Origin of the sequence: Ignatzschineria rhizosphaerae, from assembly GCF_022655595.1 — a bacterium.
In the GTDB taxonomy this organism is placed as follows: Bacteria; Pseudomonadota; Gammaproteobacteria; order Cardiobacteriales; family Wohlfahrtiimonadaceae; genus Ignatzschineria; species Ignatzschineria rhizosphaerae.
The window spans coordinates 1,902,947-1,924,330 of record NZ_CP093379.1; the positions used below are offsets into that span (position 1 = coordinate 1,902,947).

The window sequence follows — 21,384 nt, forward strand, 5'->3', positions numbered from 1 at the left end:
TTATAAATTATTTTGTAAAAATTTCGAAAGCTCGTCGCGAGAAACCGCTGTTTGTTCCCCATCTGTACGAAGATCTTTAAGAATCACGATATCCTTATCTAATTCATCATCGCCCATAATTAAAGCATATTTAGCGCCTGAACGATCAGCTTTTTTCATTTGTGACTTCATACTACCGCCACCTAAATTAGCGCTAATGAGGATATGAGGCATTTCATCACGAATCTCCTCAATTAATCCAAGCCCTTGAAGAGATGCTTTCTCTCCTAAAAATACGGTTGTTAAAAGTGGAGAAGACTCATTCGCTGAAACCTCACAAGCCTGACATAGGAGAATTAATCGCTCCATGCCCATTCCAAAGCCAATTGCAGGCGTTTCTCGCCCACCAAGCTCTTCTACCATCTTATCGTAACGACCACCACCACAAACTGTACCTTGAGAGCCTAATTTCGTTGTGGTCCACTCAAAAACTGTACGAGTATAATAATCCATCCCCCGAACAATTCTTGGATTAATCACATATTTTATCCCTAAAATATCTAATTGTGCACAAAGTGTATCAAAGTGTGCTTTAGATTCATCATCAAGATGATCTAAGAGTTTAGGTGCATTGGTGATCATCTCATTGAGATCGGGGTTTTTAGAATCTAAAATGCGAAGCGGATTGGTATAAAGGCGTCTTGTAGAATCTTCATCTAACTGATCTTTAAACCCTTCAAAATAAGCAATCAACTTCTCACGATATACTTTACGACATTCAGCAGTTCCCATTGAGTTAATCTCAAGCTTCACTTCATTCTCAATTCCTAAACGCTTCCAAAAACGTGCAAGCATTGCGAGCATTTCAGCATCTGCATCGGGAGTTTCAATTCCAAAAATTTCAATATCTGCTTGATGAAATTGACGATAGCGCCCTTTCTGAGGACGCTCATAACGAAATGCCGGCCCTATTTGCCAAAGCTTTTGAGTCTGATTATAAAAAAGCCCATGCTGAACACCTGCTCTAACGATACTCGCTGTCATTTCAGGACGAAGCGTTAAGCTCAAGTTATCGTTTTGATCTGGAAAAGTGTACATCTCTTTTTCAACGATATCTGTCACTTCACCAATCGAGCGGGTAAAAAGACGCGTTTCTTCCATCATCGGCGTACGGATCTCTGTATATCCATACTCTTGAAATAGCGAGCGAAGATGACCTTCGATCATCTGCCAATAGCCAATTTCAGAGGGAAGAACATCGTGCATTCCACGCAAAGCATTTATTTTTTTACTCATTACTTAAATTATTCCTAGCGATACTGTTCAGAATTAAGGGAAAATCGAATAGAAACAGCCTCTTCTGTTAAAGGCCTATAATAATACTCCGGAATCATCTTTCCGTTAACCGTTATTTTATCAATAACTGCAGGGTTTCCTAAATAAACATCGTAAATTCCCTGCCCCTCAAGCTGATACTCATCCCCTCTTTTCATCACTCTGTTAGTAATTACGCGCCCTTTAGGGTCTTTAATATCTAAAGTTGTAATATCTTCAGCCACAATTTTAAAGACCGCCTTTTTAGCAAGGTAGTCGCTATTATAGGTGATTTTTTCTTCCAAGAGCGAAGCTTCCACTAAAAGCTTCTCTAAAAGACTATTTTCAGCAGCCTCTTCTTTAACATTTAGCGGCACCTCATCTGTACCTGAAGCTAAAAATCGCTCTTTAGTTTCAATTTTTTGAGTAAGATTTGCTAACTGCGCTTTCCAGCCCTCTAAACGAAACGCTAAGACTGTCTGATAAATAAAAGGATAAAACCCACTTTCCCGATCATAAAGTGATAATACCTCTTTCATACGTTGATTCATTTTATCAGAAACAATTTTTGGCATCTCAAGCCCTAATCGAATATCAGAAGGGGCTGCATAAAAATAATTAATATGTTTTTTAGGGGCCATAAAACGACCAGAAACATTACTTGAGCCAAGATCAATAAGTGGCAAAGCCGTTACTGAGAGTAACGGCGCATAATATCTTAAAGCGGTTCCTAAAACTTCAAACTTCCCAGAAGCTTTATATCGAGACTTACTGATCTCAGGAGGGCTCTCTTCATTAACGATCAACTCATTCTCTTTATTAAGAAGCACCAAATGTAGATCTTCATTAAGCGCCCCAAGCGCTGCATCTTCTTCCAAAGATGTTAAAGATTCATCAAAGTGAAACTCCTCAATCATGGAATTTTGTTGCTGCTTTGCAGAATCAATTAAAAGATCCTCAAAACTCAACTCTTCCCTTGCCGTAACCTCATTTCCACGTAGATTATACTCAAGCTCTAATGAGGGCAAACGCTCATTAGGAAGTGACACTTCCTCCTTACCGCCTGATGAAAAACGCTCTTTAAAAGGTGAGGGAATCACCCCACTTTGATAAAGATAAGCAAAAATAGCAATGACGATCATTACAAAGAGCAGATAATATTTAAAATGATTAGAGCGCTTCTTTTCAGCAGCTTCATGCTTGACCTTTAAAGTCTCATAAAAACCTTGGCTTTTAGGATCCACAGCCACCGTTAATTGCTCTAAATCACACTCTATCTCATTTGCATCAATGCCTAAAAACTTCCCATATTTGCGCAGATAATTCTTCACATAAAGTAAAGCGCCAATTTCACGGTAATTTCCATTTTCAAGAGCGGTCACTAATGAAGGTCTTAACGAAAGTACTCTAGATACTTGCTCGACAGACAATTTTTTCTCAAGTCTTGCTGCTTTTAGCTTTTCGCCTAACTCTTGAGCATTCATTCCTTGGCCTTCTCCTATATTTCCCCGTTAAACTGTGTTTTAAGCACATGCTGATACTTTGTCATCTCTTGTTGATCTTTTAAAGAACGGTTAATGGAATACCCTAATTGCGCACTCTCTTTAGTGTAACCGTTAAGATCATTAAATTGATTAATCGACTGTTTAGCATCCTGATATTGCTGATCGTGATATTGAATCTTTGCTAAATAGAGATAACTGAGCGCATAGCGATCGTCAAGCTTTATCGCTTGTTCCACAGCTTCTCGCCCTTTTGAAAAATGATTCTTACTAATATAACATTTCGTAGCCGCAGTATATAGTCGAGATTTTACTCGTCGATCTCTTGCCTCAACTGCATTTTGCTCAATCTCCTCACCTCCGGCAACATAACATTTTAAATCACCATAATTATTAACCGCAATACTATAATCAGGATTTAATGCGATGGCTCTATAAAAAGCCTTCCCGCTCTCAGTTACTCGCCCCCGACGCTCGTAGATCACCCCTAATGCATTATAAGCATCTGGAAAATCAGGGTATTCTTCCACCAGAGATAATAATTTAGTTTCCGCAACATCGTAATGCGCTGAATCAATATAATGTAAACTTAATTCATAATGTTTTTGTTGCGCTTCAGATAACATCGATATATCGATGACTTCCTGATTAGAAGATAAAAAAGGGATCTCCACCATTGAGCAGCCAGATAGCGCAACAACAATAGTACTCTTTCCTAAATATCGTCTAAAAGTCCTAAAGATAGTACCATTTTGCTGATTCAAGATCATTCTTAGAATACCTTTTAAGCGTTTATTAATTAACTAATGAGGTTTAACCTTCCTAAGAGTAAAGATTTCATGAACAGTAATCAAGCTGAATTAATCAAACAGATAAATAAAATTATAATATTTACAAAATAAATACAAAAATATTATATTTAGAAAATAAATATCAAATCCCCGCTTACAGCTACCATAATTGCGCTCTATTACTTCTCAACAAAAAAGGACTCATACTTCGTATCAGCCCTTTTCCCCTCTTATTACATATCGCTTAATAGATAATCTTTTAAACTATATTAACTCGCGTGCTTCTATTGTCCGTTTTGTACGATCTTTCACTTTCCCTGCAAGCTGACCACATGCCGCATCAACATCATCGCCTCGAGTTTTTCGAGTAACAGCAACAAGCCCATAACCCATTAAGATTGATCTAAAATGATCAATTTGCTTACGATCTGAGGTCTTATAGTCCACCCCATCAAATGGGTTAAATGGAATAAGGTTTACTTTCCCTGGAATATTACGAATTAAACGTGCAAGCGCATGCGCATCTTCATCACGATCATTCACACCACGGAGTAATACATACTCCCATGTGATCTTTTTATTCGTTCCGTCAATATAGTTACGACAAGCATCTAATAGTGTCTCAATTGGATATTTTTGATTGATTGGCACTAGCTCATCACGCAATGTGTTATATGGCGCATGCAGTGAAATCGCAAGCGCAACATCAATATCTTCTTTAAGACGATATAACGCCGGAACAACTCCTGAGGTACTTAAAGTCACACGACGTTTTGACAATCCAAAACCATAATCATCGAGCATAATTTTCATCGCTGAAATCACATTACGATAATTAAGCAGCGGTTCGCCCATTCCCATAAAGACAATATTCGTCACTTTACGAGGGGTAAAATTATCAATCTCTTCAAAATCATTTAAGAGCAATTTCGCAATCATTAATTGCCCAATAATCTCTTCTACTGCAAGGTTACGATTAAAACCTTGTTTTCCTGTTGCACAAAAAGAGCAATCAAGCGCGCAACCTACTTGAGATGAAACGCACAGTGTTCCACGATCATCTTCTGGAATGTAGACCATTTCAATAGAGTTGCCAGAATCTAGGCGTACCAGCCATTTACGAGTCCCATCATCTGAAAGATTATCCATGATTACTTCAGGAAGATGAAGGGTTGTCATCTCTTTGAGTTTTTCTCGTGTTTTCTTTGAGACGTCTGTCATCTCATCAATTGAGCGAATGCCTTTATGATAGAGCCACTTCATAATCTGTGTTGCTCGATAAGGCTTCTCCCCAATTGAGGCACAAAACTCTTTTAAATCATCAAACGTCAGACTATAAAGATTCGTCTGACGTTTAACGTTTTCTACTTTAATGTCAATATCTAACATAGATATTTAAAGTCCTTTTTTTACTTATTTAAGCCGGCAATTATGCACACACTTTTGGTGCTGCTACTGCGTTAGGGCCAAAGAAGTATTCGATTTCAACTGCTGCAGTTTCAGGCGCATCTGAACCGTGAACAGCATTTGCATCAATTGAGTCTGCGTAATCGTGACGGATTGTACCTGCTGCTGCTTCTTTAGGGTTTGTTGCACCTAAGATTTCACGATGCTTAACAATCACGTTATCACCTTCTAAAACAGAGATCACAACTGGACCTGAGATCATGAATTCAACTAAGTCGTTGAAGAAAGGACGCTCTTTATGAACAGCGTAGAAACCTTCAGCTTCTTCACGTGTTAAATGGGTCATTTTTGCTGCAACGATTTTAAAACCTGCTGCTTCAAAACGTGAATAGATTGCACCGACAACGTTTTTTGCAACTGCATCTGGCTTAATGATTGATAAAGTCTGTTGTTTGCTCATGTGAACTCCCGAAAATCAATAAATATAAAGATAAAGCGGCTTAGTCTACCATATTCTTAAAAAATCTACCCAAAAATGTCACCTACTTCACAATCCCTACCACAAAGAGATCTCATTTAATCTTGAGCTTTATTTTATAGTCAAATCAGTTTAAGAAATGCAAGTCTTAAACAGCTGGCTCGCAGCTGGCTCGAGGTTTTAGAAAGGACACGAAACATTCCCTTTAGCCTTGCATAAATCTATAAGGGTACGTATTAAACAGTGTTTGCAAGATGCCAGATAGAACATAATTACTTATTATTAATAGCCGAGCCGATGCCCGGCATTTAAATCAGCCTATTTTGAGCCTATTTCACTATCAATCGGATTGCCCGGTGTATCCGTTATGAGAAGCACAAGAATCGTTCTATATAGCATTATACAAACTGTTTTGATTCACGGGCTATCCTGTTTTACTTTTAAAGCAGATTTTCTCAAACCGAATCAACTAAAACCGAATCAACTATAATGCGAGTTCAGCATCCTATTGCCATATTTATTGACTATTAAGACTCATTTTTTCCGTAAACTAATTCTGCAAATACTCGCCCTAATCTACGCATTGCTGTCACCGATGGAATCTGGGTATAAAACCCTTTAATTTCATAGACTCGGTGATTTTGCACCGCATCTACAGATGATAAAAACTCCCAACGAGGTTTAATTTGCGCTATCTCTAACGCATCACGCGCCGTATCAACACTACCAATACCGCCATTTAAAATGAGTATCCACTCAGGGTTTAAAAGCGCAATCGCCTCTCGGGTTAGCTCTGGGGCATTAAGGGAGCCGAGATAAACATTCTCCATCGATAAAGTCTCTAATAACTCTCCATGAAAACTTCTACCTGCAGCCAATCTAGGTAAGATTCTTGCGGCATTATCCCCATGATTATAAAGTATTAGTACTCTAGGCTTTGCAAGACCAACACGATCTTTAGGAACAAAACCTGCTAAATAATCTCGTAAGGTATCCCCCCCAATGACAACTTCCCCTTCACAATAATGCCCAATCTCTTGCTTAGCAGCTTCCATCTCATCTAATGTATCTAAAGAAAATACACGATTTTTAATCCCTAAAGCATCAAGCTTTTGAGAAACAGGATTTGTTGATGTCCCTTCTAAAAAGACAATATCCGGCTTTAAAGAGACCACTTTTTCAAAATTAAGATCAAAATATCCCCCAACAATTTGCCGATCTGAAGATGGGGGTAATTGACAATAACGTGTGGCACCAACAATTCGATCATCTAACTTAAGCTCCGTCATCATATCGCTAAGCGCTGGCGATACTGATACGATTCGCCGGCAGCTATGACCTTCGCCTTTAGGAATGACGACATAATCCGCCGATGCCATATTTCCTATCCATAGGAAACACAACATGCTTACTTGGATTATCCAATGAAACGGCTTTCCCCAATTCATACTCATCAATTCCTCTGTAATATTACTAATTCACCATTTATGAAGGTCTCTTGCGTTATTTTACTATAAAAGTGGTTTACAAGTCACTGAACCAGATTCCCTGCGCATCGATGATAAATAACATTGAAAAAATACCTTCAAAACCTTCACTATCATAATCATACAAAAATAGCGCAAGAATTTCTTACGCTATTGATCAATATCTCAGGTTTTATCCACTTTTTATTAAAAAATCTACAGCTATAAAGAGATCGTTACTCCAATATAAGCCGATCTTCCACGCTCACGGTAACCATCGGCAAACTCATATTGCTTATTGAAAAGATTCTGAATCTTTGCATCAACTTCAAAGGTCTCATTGATTTTATAACTTCCAGCGACATCAAATAGTGCAAATGATTTTAAGGTGATATCAGGATTTTCAAATGTTGAGTCTTTTCGCTCACCATAATAAATAGCTGAAGCATTCAAGGTAAGGTTAGCCATCGGCTTATAAGCAACATTTGCGGTAATCTGATGTTTAGGACGGCGCAACATTTTTTCATACTCGCCATTGCCTTTTCTCTCTTTTGCATCAAGGTAAGTATAACTTCCTGAAAGTGCGAGCTGATCATTCACCTCAATAGTTGCAACCGCCTCAAACCCCTTCATTTTTGCGCGATCAAGATTGCTATAATTACTATTTGCATTCGACCAGTTAATCATATTCTTATAACGAGTTTCAAATACAGACATCGTAATCACCGCATTACTGACAGGTTTTAACTCAATCCCAAAATCATAGCCACGGCTTGTTTCAGCTTTTAAATCATCATTTGACTTCACCCACTGCCCATCCCCAAAGATTTGGTAGATATTTGGCGTAGTAAATCCTGTACCAAAACTCCCTTTAAGGGCAAACATTTCATTAAAATTATAACGTGAGGTTAAGCGATAAGTTGTTTTACTACCAAATTTTGAATTCTTATCATAACGAATACCGGCGGTATTAAAAAAGCGATCAGCAAAATCGAGCGATTGCTCTAAATAGATGCTTTTACTGTTTTGTGAGTGACTGCGGTGATTATCACCAGAACCTTCTTCCTTTTGATAAGCTAAACCAAAACGAGTCTTAAAATCTTCATAAAAACTGAGCTCGTTATCAAAATTTACAGTTTGTGTTTTACCGTGGAAACGATTATGCGTTTGCTCAGTTCCTGCGGGCATCCAGTTTTCATCATAAACATCCCCACCACTATAACTATCTCTATCAAGCTTCATTAACGCGTAGCTCAGTGTCGAGGTCCATTGATCTTCTAAAAAAGAGCCGTTAAGTGCTAACCTCCCCGTAAAAAGCTTGGATTTATTGTAATCGTTAAAGTCTGTGTAATTAAAAAGATTATCATACTCGGAGTAGCGATTATTATAGGTAAACGCAAAATCAAGATCTAATTCTTCTGTTAACAGATAGTTAAATCGACCTGATAATTGGCGATTCTTATTACGATCACGATCATAAGTATTGATTGGCTTTGACGTTGCCGTTGTGGCATCAATACCTTTGATATTTTCGATTAAGCCCCCTAAAGAGTAGCGAAAATCACCAACTTGACCCGCCGTTGTTGCACTGGTCTGAATTGTACCTTTAGAACCTGCCATTAAGCGTAGCTTTGTCCCTGATTGGTTTAGATTATTGGTAAAGATCTGGACTACGCCTCCCATTGCTGAACTTCCATAAAGGGCACTTTGGGGTCCTTTTAAAACTTCAATACGATTAACATCTAACAATGCACCTAAAAGACCGAAATCAACGATTCTTCCCGTCCCCATCGCATCACCTAAAGGCACACCATCTACTAGCACTAATGTATTTTTACTCTCAGCACCTCGAATAAAAAGAGAACTAGGACCATTGATCCCATTTTGACTGAGAATCACGCCAGGTTGATGCATCAAAGCTTCCGTCGCTGTGTGATATTGCCTGTTTTGAATCTCTTGCCCTGTGATCACTACGCTTTGGCTACCAACCTCACTAACAAGGCTTGCGCTACGATTTGCCGTAAAGATAATCTCATCGTCATTTTCAGTGGTTTCAACACGCTGATCTGCCACGGAGTAAGAGAGAGAGAGCGCTGAAAGAAGTGCGAGCGCAATCGCTTTTTTAGAAAACTGCTGTAACATCATCCTCTTTAACCTCGAGAGTCGTTGAAGTAAGGTGGTATCTGACTTAGCTAATTCTTAGCATTACAGTGGCGGGTCCGTGAGGGGGTTTCACCCTGCTTCCCAAAGCTTACTTTAATTGTTTAAAATATATTCTTAGTCAATGATATTCTTTTCAAATATCCTCAAAACAGCAATATCATACCTCTTTTTATAAATTTTTCTGCTAGTTATTATCTTTAGGGGCTATAAATTTCTGTACTCGCCCTTCTCGAAGCAAAACAAAAAGAAAAAATGGTGCCCCAAAAATTGCCGTAACAACCCCTACAGGAATTTCAGCAGGCTTTAATATCATAGATCCTAAAGTATCCGCTACCACTAGCACAAAGCCTCCTAAAAAAATCACGGCTAGAAATAACCTTCGATGATCTGCGCCTAACAATTTACGGGAAACATGGGGGATGACCATTCCCACAAAACCTATAGGGCCGGCAATTGCTACAAAAACGCCGGTCATTAAACTGACAATCAAAAAGAGCAGCCCCATCACTCTCCCGCTATTAACACCTCGTGATAACGCAACTACCTCGCCTTGTTGTAAGAGGTTTAATTCCGGCAGATAGCGGTAAATTAAGGCAAAACAGAGAATCGTGACACCAAGTAGCTGATAAAGATCCATCAAGGAAACAAAAGATAAGCGTCCCATCATCCAACTCATCATGGCAAGGGCTGAGGAGGATTTTCCAAGTGATTGCAGTAACATTAAAATACTTGAGATAAAAAACGTTAAAATCACGCCCATCAACAATAATTTAAAAGGAGAATGCCCACTACGAAAATTCACCTGATAGATCATTACCGTAATTAACCCCGCGCCTATAAAAGCAAAAAAGCTAATACCACTAATTACACCAAGAGTTAATGTAACGCCAAAATAGATATAGATCGCAGCCCCAAGACTTGCACCTGCAGCAACGCCTAAGGTAAAAGGCTCTGCTAAAGGGTTACGTAATATTGCTTGAAAAACTAAGCCAGATAATGATAAACCAGCGCCAACAAGCCATGCTGCAAGCGTCCGAGGGACTCGCATTTGCCAAAAAATATCACTCCCTTGACTCCAAGGGGTTAAAAACGTTAAGCCAAACATCGGCGCAATGATAAGAGATAGAAGGCTCATGCTGACAATCACAATCATCACCCAAAAATGCCGGCGATAAAGGCTATCAAGTAAACCTACCCCTTTTTCATTTTGCCTAGTTGAACTATTTTTCAAATCTTGCACCATGGCCTCTCTTAAAAATAACGCACACGATCATCATGCCAAACTTCCGTAAAGGGATAATCAAACAGCTCTGATAATAAATCTTTCGTTAAGATTGCGTGTGTTTCACCAAAAGCGATACTCCTCCCAGATTTTAATGCTAAAAGATGGCTGTAATGATGCAACGAGTTCATATCGTGAGTGACTGAAATAATGGTTTTATCCGTTAGTGAATGCAGTAAGACTTCCATCTCTTCTTTATATTTAGGATCCATCGCCGCATTAACCTCATCTAAAATAATGATCGGCGTCTCTTGCGCTAAAATACCGGCAAGATAGACCCTCTGCCGCTCCCCACCACTTAAACTCATAAGGCGCCTTCCTGCAAAAGAGAGCGCGTTACAACGCGTCAAAGCCTCAATGATAATGGATTCATTCTCAGCTTTACTAGTCGTATGGGGAAATCTGCTTAACTCGCACCATTCCCAAACCGTCGTCTCTGCTTCCGGCATTTGTTGCTGCCCAATATAACTTAAAAGTCTTGCTCGCTCTTTTAATGCGATGTTTAAAAAAGGTCTTTCAGCTATTAGATACTTTTCAAACATTGTTGGAATCATCCCAAGTAACCCCTGCATCAAGGTACTCTTTCCTGATCCATTTGCCCCAATTACCGCAAGCTTTGCCCCTTTGGGTAAAGTAAAAGAGATCTCTTGTAATAACTTTTCACCATTAGAGAGCATCGCTGACATCTTCGATAATGTCAGTATCGGTTTCCACACTTCTTTTGTGTATGATAACAACGTAATCCCCCCTTTTATAGTGAAGTCGCCTTAAAATTTTCCCAGTAAACTCCATAAATATTGATCTTAAAGTAACTTTATAGTCGATCTGGTTTAAGAACTACTATTTTAGAAAATAAAAGAGTACAGCATGTACCTTAAACCGGCGTGCACAATGCCGGAAAAATGACTCTTAGGATTCGCATAATCGACGTGCCGGCAATCTGATGCAGTCACTTTCAAACCGATTTTACTATACCTAGCTTTTCACTGCTGACAAAGCCTTAAGATTAATTCTCAACCTTTCTAAAAATATTTATTTTCTCTTCCCTATAATTTTAATAAAACCAGCCATTAATCATCAAGAAGAAAACCCCTCTTAGATGGGGTTAATGTAATTGAAAACGAATAGGCTTTAAATCAATCCCCGTTGCCGGCACTTCCTGAATATCAATTGAACTTAATATCTTTTCTACCGCAGAAATAGCACAACGATCTAGACGCTTAAATCCTGAGCTTTCAATCATCATGACCGATAAGCTTTGCTGATCTTTCACAATCATTAAGCGCACAACGCCCTCTTCCCCTCTTCGCTTTGAGCTTTCAGGATAGCATCCCTTTATTTGTGCATGAATTTTAACGGCTAATTCAGAAGCAAACTGATCCCCCGTTCTAGCTTGAAGATTCCGCGATCTTTCTGCTTCTGTTTTTACCACTTGTTGCCTTTCTTCTAACTTTTGAGCTTCTAACTTACGAGCTTCTAGCGGCTTAGAAAGTTCATTTTTTGGGTTAGTGGTTAAGGATGGCTCTTTTTCTAACATGTCATCAATGCTAGAGATTTCACCAACCTCAGAGGCCTTCGGAAGAACTTGCTCAATAGCAGGCTCCTTTAAGGCTATCAGATCTACGGCGCCATACTCCTTATCCGCTAAAGGCATTGACTGTAATGAAGTCTTACGACTTTCATCCTCTACTGATTTAAGGAGCTCATCATCTTCTACGGTTTTTAAATCGAGAGATGCATCCTTAGAAGGTCTGCTTACAACAATCTCTAACGTAAAATCCATCTGTTGTGTTTGACTGCCAGCAACTTGAGAAAGGGCAAGTTCTTGCGCTTGATAAAAAGAGAGCCCAAGCAGCAAAATGCCGGCATTGAGCATTAGGGAGAGTAGTAATGCCAATAGCTTAACTCTTCCCCACTTCATCACTTATTGCCCTTGCCAAAGCTTTAATAACTGCATAAAGCGCTTATAATCAACAAGGTAATCTGCTAAATCTGGAAGCATCCAAAATTGCCAGCAAAGATAGAGCATACTCAGCGTTATTACCCCAAAAATAGTAGATAATATGATTGAGAAAAATTGCATCGCTATAGATAACGTCTTTGGCGCTCCATAACGATTCTTCACGCTTTGACTAGGCACTGCTATCGCAGAAATTAAAATTGCGATATAGAGCAAAATTACAATATTAAACCACCGTTTTTTCTCTGCTAAAAAAGCAATCCATTCCGGCGAGAAAAGTCCTTGAAACAGTGAGAGACTTGGAGTCTCTATAAACTTCTTCATCTTTGCCATAAAGAGTAGGAGATTACTCTCCTTTAACAGCGCAATCAGCTCTGATGCAAAGAGAATTAATATCCCATAAAACAATAATAGTGGCATCAAGGCTATTAAAGGAGAGATTCCAGCATCTTTAAAACGGCCAATATAACCATAACTAAAGCCAAACATTAAAAATAACGCAAACGCCAATAGATAATATTGTAAATTCACAATCTGCATAATGAACGTCATAATTGCCGGTAAGCTCGTATTCCTAAGTGGTGCATAAGCCATCACAATGGCATAAACTACCACCAAAAATAGTAGCCATAACATACCAGAAATCGATAGAAATAGACGGCGATTTAAACGGGGGATACTAAAAAACTCCGGCATATTTCCTCTCTTAATCAAAACTTCATATAGTACGATAATTGCTTAGGTAACTGATAATAACGGTTGATCACTATTCTAATTAAAATCTGTCTATAAAAACAATTATTCAATAGTTTTAGTTTTTATCTCAGAACGCTTTGCCGTAATTTTTAGCGCTCAAGTGTATCGAGCATTGCTTGTAATCCTGCTAAAGTTTTCGTGGTATTTTCTCGCATCGCTTCTTTTGATGGCGCTTCCCCTGTTTTATGCCAAGTGATATTGTCTTCTGGCAGTTCATGAAGAAAACGACTTACTTTACAAGATTCCCACTCACCGTAACGCTTACGTTGCCGGCAATAGGTGATATCAAGTTTTTGCCTAGCCCTTGTCACGCCTACATAAAAAAGCCGGCGCTCCTCTTCCACCATATCGTTATCGATACTATTGCGATGCGGTAAAATATCTTCCTCTAATCCCACCATAAAAACATAAGGGAATTCTAACCCCTTTGCGCTATGAAGCGTCATTAAGGTCACGGCATTCTCCTCCTTTTCCTCGTTTTGATTCTCTAAAATAGAGATCAAAGTCAGATGAGAGAGAATCTCCCCAAGCGGCGCTGACTCCCCGGCGAACCATTCCCTTAATGCATTGACACTATTTTTTTTACGCTCAAAAGCTTTGGGAGATGACGATTGCTCCCTTAAATACTCATCATAACCAATGGCATTGGTGAGCTTATCAAAAAGCGTCTCCACATTCATCTCATACTTGCCAAGCTCTCGAATCATTTTGGCAAACATGGCGCATTTTTGCCCACTTTTACCGATAAAACTACTTAAGTGCGGATGCTCTAATGTTTCAAAAAGGGAAAGGTTATGTAACGTGGCAAACTCTGTGATTTTCTTTAAAGTCACCGCGCCAATCTCTCTTTTAGGAATATTAATAATCCGTAGTAGTGAGGGATTATCCTCTGGATTCATAATCAATTTTAAATAAGAGAGAAGGTCTTTTACTTCTGGCTGCTGAAAAAAGCTCGTCCCCCCCACAACCTTTACCGGGATACCGCGCATTCTTAGCGCCATCTCAAAAATTCGTGACTGATGATTCCCTCGATAAAGCACCGCATAATCACTATATTGACTACCATGAAGCATCGCATCATGAACGATCGTTGTGGCCACATATTCCGCTTCTGCTTCGGCACTTTTAAAATCCCGAATTTCAATACGCTCACCATCCCCTAAATTAGACCAAAGCGCCTTATCATAAAGGTGAGGATTCAGAGAGATCACATGGTTTGCTGCTTTTAAGATATGTCCTGTAGAGCGATAATTTTGCTCTAGTTTCACAAGCGTTAATGTGGGGAAATCAACTTTCAGTTGATGTAAATTCTCAGGCCTTGCCCCGCGCCAAGCGTAGATTGATTGATCGTCATCCCCAACAACTGTAAGATGCTTGCCATTACCAATTAAGAGCTTCACTAATTCATACTGACATAGATTCGTATCTTGATATTCATCCACAAGCATATAACGAATCTCTTTTTGCCAATAGCTTCTCACCTCGATATTTTCTCGAAGAAGTTGCATCGGCAATAAAATAAGATCATCAAAATCAATGGCATTATAAGAGAGCATCTGCGCTTGATATCGCTCATAAAGTTCAACTAAGCTCTGCTCATACTCATCTATCGCATCTTCTCTTAAAGAAACTAAAGAGCGCATGTCATTTTTCCACATGGAAATTCGATCAAGTGCTAAACGAATTGTATCGCTATCGGCTTCAATTAAAGATTCCATAAGCTGAAACGTATCTTTTTGATCGTAAATTGAGAACCCCTTACGAAGCCCAAGAAGTTTTCCATGCTTTTTTAAAATGGATAATCCTAAAGTGTGAAAAGTAGAAACTTTCACTTTTCGCCCTTTCTCTTTACCTAAAGTTCCCGCTAAACGATCTGCCATCTCTTTTGCGGCTTTATTGGTAAAAGTTACGGCATAAACAGCTCTAGGATCGTAAAACTGTGCTTCGATTAGATATTTAATCTTCTCAGTAATCACTCTCGTTTTACCAGATCCGGCGCCCGCTAAGACTAATAATGGCGTGTGAATATGATTGACGGCACTTGCCTGTTCAGGATTTAATTTCATAGCACGTTTTTAACCTCTGACGCTGACCTATAGTTGACCTATAGCTAATCTATAATGATTACTTATCACGATTACCTTTCAGGGCAAAATGAAAGCCTCTTTACCGGCAAAAAATGATGGCTCAAGCATCTGCCTAAGCCATATTATGATTCTTTAATAGAGACACAATCTTGAGATGCCGTCTCTGATAATTCTTTTCTTTAAAAAATATTGATCAATACCTTAAATAACGCGTGCTTGTAATAGATGATGCATGTGAATTAGCCCTAGCACCACATTATTCTCCACAACAGGTAACGCTGTAATACGCTTAGTCTCCATTAAATGAACCGCATCCACGGCTAATGCTTCCGGGGAGATTGTAAAAGGCGTTCTTGTCATACAATCTGCCATCGTTAATTCATGCACATCTTTACCTGTCATTAGTGACCGGCGAAGATCCCCTTCGGTAAATACCCCCAAAAGATGGTGCGCATCATCTACCGCAACAGAAACACCTAAAGGCTTTTGCGTCATCGCTAATAATGTATCCGTCAGAGAGCTAGTTTCAGGAATTGCCGCAAGTTCTTCAAAGGGCGCCATAATATCTTGCACCCGCAAAAGTAAACGACGACCTAACTTGCCACCAGGATGGGAGAATGCAAAATCTTCTGAGGTAAACCCGCGCATCTCAAGGAGCGTCACCGCAACCGCGTCACCCATCGCAAGTGCTGCCGTTGTACTTGCTGTAGGCGCAAGATTTAGTGGACACGCTTCACGCTCGACCTTCACAAGGAGATGAAAATTAGAAGCACGAGCCAGTGTGGAGTTAGCGTTCCCCGTCATAGAAATTAGCGGAATTTGACGACGCGCAATAATGGGAAGAATCGAGATAATTTCATCTGTTTCCCCCGAATTAGAGAGTGCTAAAACCACATCAATCTCTGTCAGCATTCCTAAGTCACCATGACTTGCTTCTGCTGGGTGCACAAAAAATGCCGGCGTTCCGGTACTTGCTAGTGTTGCGGCAATTTTACTACCCACATGACCTGATTTCCCCATTCCTGTGACCACAACACGTCCACGGCAATCTCTTAGTAACTCACAGATTTTGACAAAATTGGTATCAATCTCTGATTGCAATGCTAATACCGCATCTGCTTCAATTTTTAATACTTCTTTTGCGCTCGCAATATAGCTCTCTGCAGTTCTCTCTTTCATCTTCATCTCACAATCGCTAGGTTATAAAAATGTTTCAATTATAGCGCATCAAGTTTTTTATCAAAAATTACTTCTCTAAAACACCACTAACACATTGATATCTAATAACCTTCATGACTATAATTGCAAAGCAATCAATCTTATAGTAAGCGTTTTAAAAAAATCTTTTACTTAGAAAATAAAGGCGCGATTAACTTAGAGCTTCTTGATAACAAGAAAACCATATCACTTATTAAACAATCCCCCCTAAGGCTATATGAATAATCATAAAATTATCCTCACCGTTACCTCGCTCTATCTCATAATCATCTATCTTGTTACTTATTTTATTTACCAAGAAAATATCTATTATCCCGGTTGTTCCGGAATGAGCTGCGTGGTTGGCAATATGATGACAGGATTTTTAAGCTTTATAGGTTTTCTAATACTTATCGTGCTAAATTTCATCTTTACCAGAAAACTCATCAATAAATATGCGCCGCAATATCTAAACCAATTAACCACGCTTCATTTAATAAGTTTGGGCACTCTGTTACTACTATTTTATATCGATTAGCTAACGTTATAGTAAGATTAAGTAAGATCGGTTTAAAAGCCACTGAATCAGATTGCCGGCGCATCGGTCATGAGAAACGCAAAAATCATTCTACCCCGCATCGTGCATGCAAGCTTGTTTGATTGACATGCTGTACATTTTTACTATTTTAAGTAGCGTTTATTTAACCAAATAGACTATAAAAATCACTACCTGTTAGAAATCGGCGGGTTGTTTACACTTCAGTGTTAAAATAATTTTCTAAAACTTCATAAGGCGTTAAACCATTAATACCCTTATGAGGTTTTACTGTGTTGTAATAGTTTAAAAATCGTTTTAGCTTCTTTTTCCGATCATCTGAACTGATAAACTCTTCCTGATTATGCCACATTTCCATGAGTGTTCGAATGACTCTTTCTGCTTTTCCATTCGTTTGAGGGCAAGCTGGCTTTGTAAACTTTTGATTAATCTTATGTGTTAGACACATTTCGACAAAGGCATGTTCTGATGTACCTTTATACTCACGACCATTATCCGAATAGGTGCATTCTACAGTATAGGGACACTGTTCTAACAGATCCCATCGAAGAAATTCAGCAGCACTAAACTGTGATTTATCAGGATAAATACCGGCATAAAGTTCTCTTGAAAAATCATCAATTCCTACAAATAAATACTCTCTAGTGCGATTTTTAAGATCCCCTTTTAAAAGAGGGAGCCGTTTAGTATCCACATGGACCATCTCGCCAGGATAGTTTTTGTTATAACGTTTAGCCCTCTTTTTAAGTTTCTCTTCAATAGATTTTTCAATCTTTGCAAGACGTTTAATGCCATACTTAATTGTTCTATAACGTTCATTTTTACTAGCTAATGGCACAAACAAGTTCAATCTACCTTGTTTTAGTACTTTATAGATCGTAGGTCTGCTTACCATAAAACGCTCAGCTAGATAGGTTACGGTAAATTTTTCTTGATGATGTAATCGCCAAATCTCTTCTCGATGAAACGGCGTTAATTTTGTTTTTCGATGGATATTCATAACAGTATTTTCTCCTAATACTGTAAACAACGCGATAAAATCCTACAACTACCAAATAAAATCTTATCCAATAGATGTTCTATTTGACAAGGCAATAAGATTAAAGGTGTTGTAAGCAAAACATCCTTTATCATTAGCGAAGCAAAGGTGAAAATCATTCCCAAATGAGATTTTATCCAGTAGAATATTGATAGTTAATTTATAATTACAACATTAATATTAAATATTAATATAAAAAATATAAAAGGATTTTAATTTTATGTTAAAAGCGCTTGAGGAGAGACAGACACAGCTATATGCCGGCATTATTTTAATGGCTGTAATCATCGGGCAGAACTTCAAAGACTCATTAACATTTTTGCCACAACTTATCCCTCTCTCTTTGGGCTTTTTAATGTTTAGCATGTTTGCCCAAATTCCTTTCTTAAGTTTAAAGCGCGCCTTTTCTCACCCTCAATTTTTCGTGGCTCTTTTTATGAGTAACTATGTTGTCGTGCCGCTAATTGTCTGGATGTTACTCCATAGCTTTTCTCCCGATACCACCTTAAAAATTGGGATTATCCTTGTGCTTCTTACCCCTTGTATTGATTATGTGGTGGTTTTTACCAAGCTTGGTAAAGGGGATGCAGCGCTCATGCTCAGCGTGACACCTTTTCTCTTTTTTACCCAAATTATTTTATTACCGCTCTATTTTTGGTTTTTTATCGGTAGTGAAACTCTAGAAATCATTAATATTAAATCCTTATTATCAACATTTCTCTATATGATAGTTATCCCTTTCTCTCTTGCCATGTTATTGCAATTAGGAGCCACTAAAACCACTTCTTTCCAGCACCTTTTAAAACTATCAGCATGGTTTCCTGTTCCCTTAATGGCGCTTGTGCTCTTTCTTATTATCGCTACACAAATTCCGCTAATCACAGCAAATCTCGAACAGATCTCAGCCATCATTCCCCTTTATATTCTCTTTATGGTCATTGCCTTTATGTCCGCCCTTTTAATCGGGAAGCTTATGAGCTTTCCTCGGGAAGAGATCCGCACCCTCATCTATAGTACTGGCACTAGAAACTCCCTTGCCGTTCTTCCTTTTGCCTTTGCCCTATCCCCTGACATTGCCGGCATTGTTGCCGCTGTGATTGTCACACAAACATTGGTAGAGCTTGTGGGTGAGTTAATTTATACTAAAATGACGCCCTATATCTAAACTAAAATTGAAACATATCTTAGATGGTAAAAAAGGCTCATTAATTCTCTTTTTGACAATTACGTCCCCTATCCCCCCCTTTTTTAAATACCAACCCTAAAACAATTACGTCCCCTATCCCCCCCCTTTTTTAAATACCAACCCTAAAACAATTATGACACTGCAAACCTTTGATATTATTTTATATAGCACCCTTGATTGCCAGCTTTGCGAAGCTGTTGAAGAGCGCTTACAAGCTGAAAATATTACTTATCAATATATCGATATTATCCACGATGATGCGCTTGTTGATGAATATGGTTGGTTTATTCCTGTCATCAAATGGCAAACTGAGATCTTTAAAAGCCCCCTAGATCTAGATGATATTATTGCAAAAATCCGTAATAAATAGTCTCTTGCAATAAAAATAACATAATTGCAATATTTATCTTTGCGAGAAAATACATTTATGCAATAATAACCTTATTAAACGTTTTAGCACCTATCAAAATAGATAGAATAACCTGCACAATCTGCGCGAATATGAGGTTCTCCGATGTTAATTGATCTCTACGTAAAAAACTTTGCCATTATTAATGAGATGCAACTTGATTTTTCCCCTAACCTAACAGTTATTAGTGGAGAAACAGGCGCGGGAAAATCATTAACTGTCGATGCGCTCTCTATCGTTCTTGGCGGCAAAGCTGATGGGGCAATGGTCTATCAAGGGGAGAGTCAAGGAGAAGTTATTGCAACTTTTGATATCTCAAACATCCCTAGAGCTAAAACATGGTTAACGGAAAACTCTATCGGCTTTGATGATGATCTTTGCATTGTCCGCCGTGTTATTGCGGCATCAGGGCGAACCCGGGGGTTTATTAATGGCCGTGCAATGCCACTTCATGCACTTAAAAGCATTGGTGAAAAGCTAGTCGATATTCATGGTCAACACGCGCATCAATCACTAACCAGAGCTAATGCACAGCGCCATTTAGTAGACCAATATGCAAGATGCACCGATGAAGTGACCGAACTTGCAACTTTTACCCGCGAAATGCAGGAGCTAGAGACAAAGCTCAATGAGCTTAAAAACCGTGATGAAAGCACTCAAGATCGGATCAACTTCTTAAAATTCCAGCTCGCGGAATTTACCAGCGTTAAACCCCAAGAAGGTGAATGGGAAGAGGTCAACGCGCGTTTTGATCATCTTAATAATTTCGAACTTCGTATCGCCGCAGTTGAAGAGGCAATTAGCTATCTGAGTAATGATGAATATGGCATTACAAGGCAACTAGCCCAATTAGAGCAATCTTTAGAGACCATTAAAAACTTTGATCCAAGCGTGAAAGAGATTAGTGAGATGATCTCTAACGCTCTTATTCTCTGCTCTGAGTCTGAAAATGAGCTCAATAGTAAAATGGATCATGAAGGTTTTGATATCGAAGAGATGCGAAGTGTTGAATCACGAATGCAAGAACTCAATAGCTTAGCGAGAAAACATCGTATTGATCCTGAAAATCTCTTACTCAAACAACATGAGTTAGAAGCGGAACTTAAATCTCAAGATGTCTCTGAAGAGGAGATCGAAGAACTTGAAGAAAAAATTAGCCAAATGAAACAAACTTGGCAAAGCATGGCCGATGAGATCACCCAAAAACGCCTTGAAGCGATTCAAGAGCTTAATGTAAAGATTACAGCATCAATGCAGGATCTAGCAATGGATGGCGGGCAATTTGCCATCAATCCACTTCCCAATATCCCTTATCACCCTTATGGCAATGAAGCAGTTGAATTTACAGTTTCTGCAAACCCAGGACAACCTTTACAACCTTTAGGCAAAGTCGCTTCTGGCGGAGAGCTTGCCCGTATTAGCTTAGCTATATCTGTCATTTTAAGTATGCGCTCTTCCCTACCAACACTTATCTTTGATGAGGTTGATACCGGTGTCGGTGGCGCTGTTGCCGAGATGATTGGTCGCCATTTACAAAATTTAAGTATTGGGCGCCAAGTCTTTTGCGTCACGCATTTACCACAAGTGGCAAGCTTTGGTCACCATCACTTTGTCGTTGCTAAAACTAAAGGGGAAACCTCAACAACAACGACAATCCATCAGCTTAATGATAAAGGCCGTATCGATGAAATAGCTCGCATGCTTGGCGGCGTTAAGCTCACCGAAGCAACTTTTGATCACGCTAAAGAGATGATCAAAAGCAATTGCGCAAAATAAAGACAAATAAAGGCCTATGCCGATACCCGAGCGCTT

17 protein-coding genes and 1 riboswitch are annotated in these 21,384 nt (G+C 39.0%); of the genes, 3 read left to right on the top strand and 14 right to left on the bottom strand.

Features of this window, described 5'->3' with window-relative positions:
- The 14 genes from hisS to MMG00_RS08385 all read right to left on the bottom strand — a co-directional run bounded on the left by hisS (position 1) and on the right by MMG00_RS08385 (position 17,938).
- A complete protein-coding gene (gene hisS / locus MMG00_RS08320; protein ID WP_242147277.1) occupies positions 1-1,275 on the bottom strand; it encodes a histidine--tRNA ligase in 1,275 nt (424 codons plus the stop codon).
- 14 nt (positions 1,276-1,289) lie between these two features.
- Positions 1,290-2,777, bottom strand: a complete 1,488-nt coding sequence (locus tag MMG00_RS08325; protein ID WP_242147279.1) for a helix-turn-helix domain-containing protein — start codon at positions 2,775-2,777, stop codon at positions 1,290-1,292.
- A 14-nt stretch (positions 2,778-2,791) separates the two neighbouring features.
- Entirely contained in the window at positions 2,792-3,565 is a 774-nt protein-coding gene (locus MMG00_RS08330; protein ID WP_242147282.1) for a tetratricopeptide repeat protein, read from the bottom strand.
- A gap of 285 nt (positions 3,566-3,850) precedes the next feature.
- Positions 3,851-4,975 (bottom strand): dual-specificity RNA methyltransferase RlmN, encoded by a 1,125-nt coding sequence (gene rlmN, locus MMG00_RS08335; protein WP_242147284.1) that lies wholly within the window; start codon positions 4,973-4,975, stop codon positions 3,851-3,853.
- Between the two features lie 40 nt (positions 4,976-5,015).
- Positions 5,016-5,453 (bottom strand): nucleoside-diphosphate kinase, encoded by a 438-nt coding sequence (gene ndk, locus MMG00_RS08340; protein ID WP_242147286.1) that lies wholly within the window; start codon positions 5,451-5,453, stop codon positions 5,016-5,018.
- Between the two features lie 545 nt (positions 5,454-5,998).
- The gene (locus tag MMG00_RS08345; protein WP_242147287.1) at positions 5,999-6,850 is read right to left on the bottom strand and encodes an ABC transporter substrate-binding protein; all 852 of its coding nucleotides are present in this window, start codon (positions 6,848-6,850) and stop codon (positions 5,999-6,001) included.
- Positions 6,851-7,159: 309 nt separating this feature from the next.
- A complete protein-coding gene (locus MMG00_RS08350) occupies positions 7,160-9,082 on the bottom strand; it encodes a TonB-dependent receptor plug domain-containing protein (protein ID WP_242147289.1) in 1,923 nt (640 codons plus the stop codon).
- A gap of 12 nt (positions 9,083-9,094) precedes the next feature.
- Positions 9,095-9,233, bottom strand: a riboswitch (cobalamin riboswitch).
- 51 nt (positions 9,234-9,284) lie between these two features.
- Entirely contained in the window at positions 9,285-10,343 is a 1,059-nt protein-coding gene (locus MMG00_RS08355; RefSeq protein WP_242147292.1) for a FecCD family ABC transporter permease, read from the bottom strand.
- An 8-nt stretch (positions 10,344-10,351) separates the two neighbouring features.
- Positions 10,352-11,119: an ABC transporter ATP-binding protein gene (locus tag MMG00_RS08360; protein WP_242147294.1), complete on the bottom strand. Its 768-nt coding sequence runs from the start codon at positions 11,117-11,119 to the stop codon at positions 10,352-10,354.
- 368 nt (positions 11,120-11,487) lie between these two features.
- Positions 11,488-12,303: an energy transducer TonB gene (locus MMG00_RS08365; RefSeq protein ID WP_242147296.1), complete on the bottom strand. Its 816-nt coding sequence runs from the start codon at positions 12,301-12,303 to the stop codon at positions 11,488-11,490.
- Between the two features lie 3 nt (positions 12,304-12,306).
- On the bottom strand, positions 12,307-13,038 hold the full coding sequence (locus MMG00_RS08370; RefSeq protein ID WP_242147298.1) for a hypothetical protein: 732 nt from the start codon (positions 13,036-13,038) through the stop codon (positions 12,307-12,309).
- A 149-nt stretch (positions 13,039-13,187) separates the two neighbouring features.
- The gene (locus tag MMG00_RS08375) at positions 13,188-15,164 is read right to left on the bottom strand and encodes a UvrD-helicase domain-containing protein (protein ID WP_242147300.1); all 1,977 of its coding nucleotides are present in this window, start codon (positions 15,162-15,164) and stop codon (positions 13,188-13,190) included.
- 222 nt (positions 15,165-15,386) lie between these two features.
- Positions 15,387-16,370, bottom strand: a complete 984-nt coding sequence (locus MMG00_RS08380; RefSeq protein WP_432805921.1) for a KpsF/GutQ family sugar-phosphate isomerase — start codon at positions 16,368-16,370, stop codon at positions 15,387-15,389.
- A gap of 764 nt (positions 16,371-17,134) precedes the next feature.
- The gene (locus tag MMG00_RS08385; protein WP_242153261.1) at positions 17,135-17,938 is read right to left on the bottom strand and encodes an integrase core domain-containing protein; all 804 of its coding nucleotides are present in this window, start codon (positions 17,936-17,938) and stop codon (positions 17,135-17,137) included.
- 259 nt (positions 17,939-18,197) lie between these two features.
- Here MMG00_RS08385 and MMG00_RS08390 point away from each other — a divergent pair, with 259 nt between their 5' ends.
- The 3 genes from MMG00_RS08390 to recN all read left to right on the top strand — a co-directional run bounded on the left by MMG00_RS08390 (position 18,198) and on the right by recN (position 21,348).
- Entirely contained in the window at positions 18,198-19,142 is a 945-nt protein-coding gene (locus MMG00_RS08390; protein ID WP_242147305.1) for an arsenic resistance protein, read from the top strand.
- Between the two features lie 154 nt (positions 19,143-19,296).
- The gene (locus MMG00_RS08395) at positions 19,297-19,533 is read left to right on the top strand and encodes a glutaredoxin family protein (RefSeq protein ID WP_242147307.1); all 237 of its coding nucleotides are present in this window, start codon (positions 19,297-19,299) and stop codon (positions 19,531-19,533) included.
- A 144-nt stretch (positions 19,534-19,677) separates the two neighbouring features.
- Entirely contained in the window at positions 19,678-21,348 is a 1,671-nt protein-coding gene (gene recN, locus MMG00_RS08400; protein WP_242147309.1) for a DNA repair protein RecN, read from the top strand.
- The last annotated feature ends 36 nt before the right edge of the window (positions 21,349-21,384 follow it).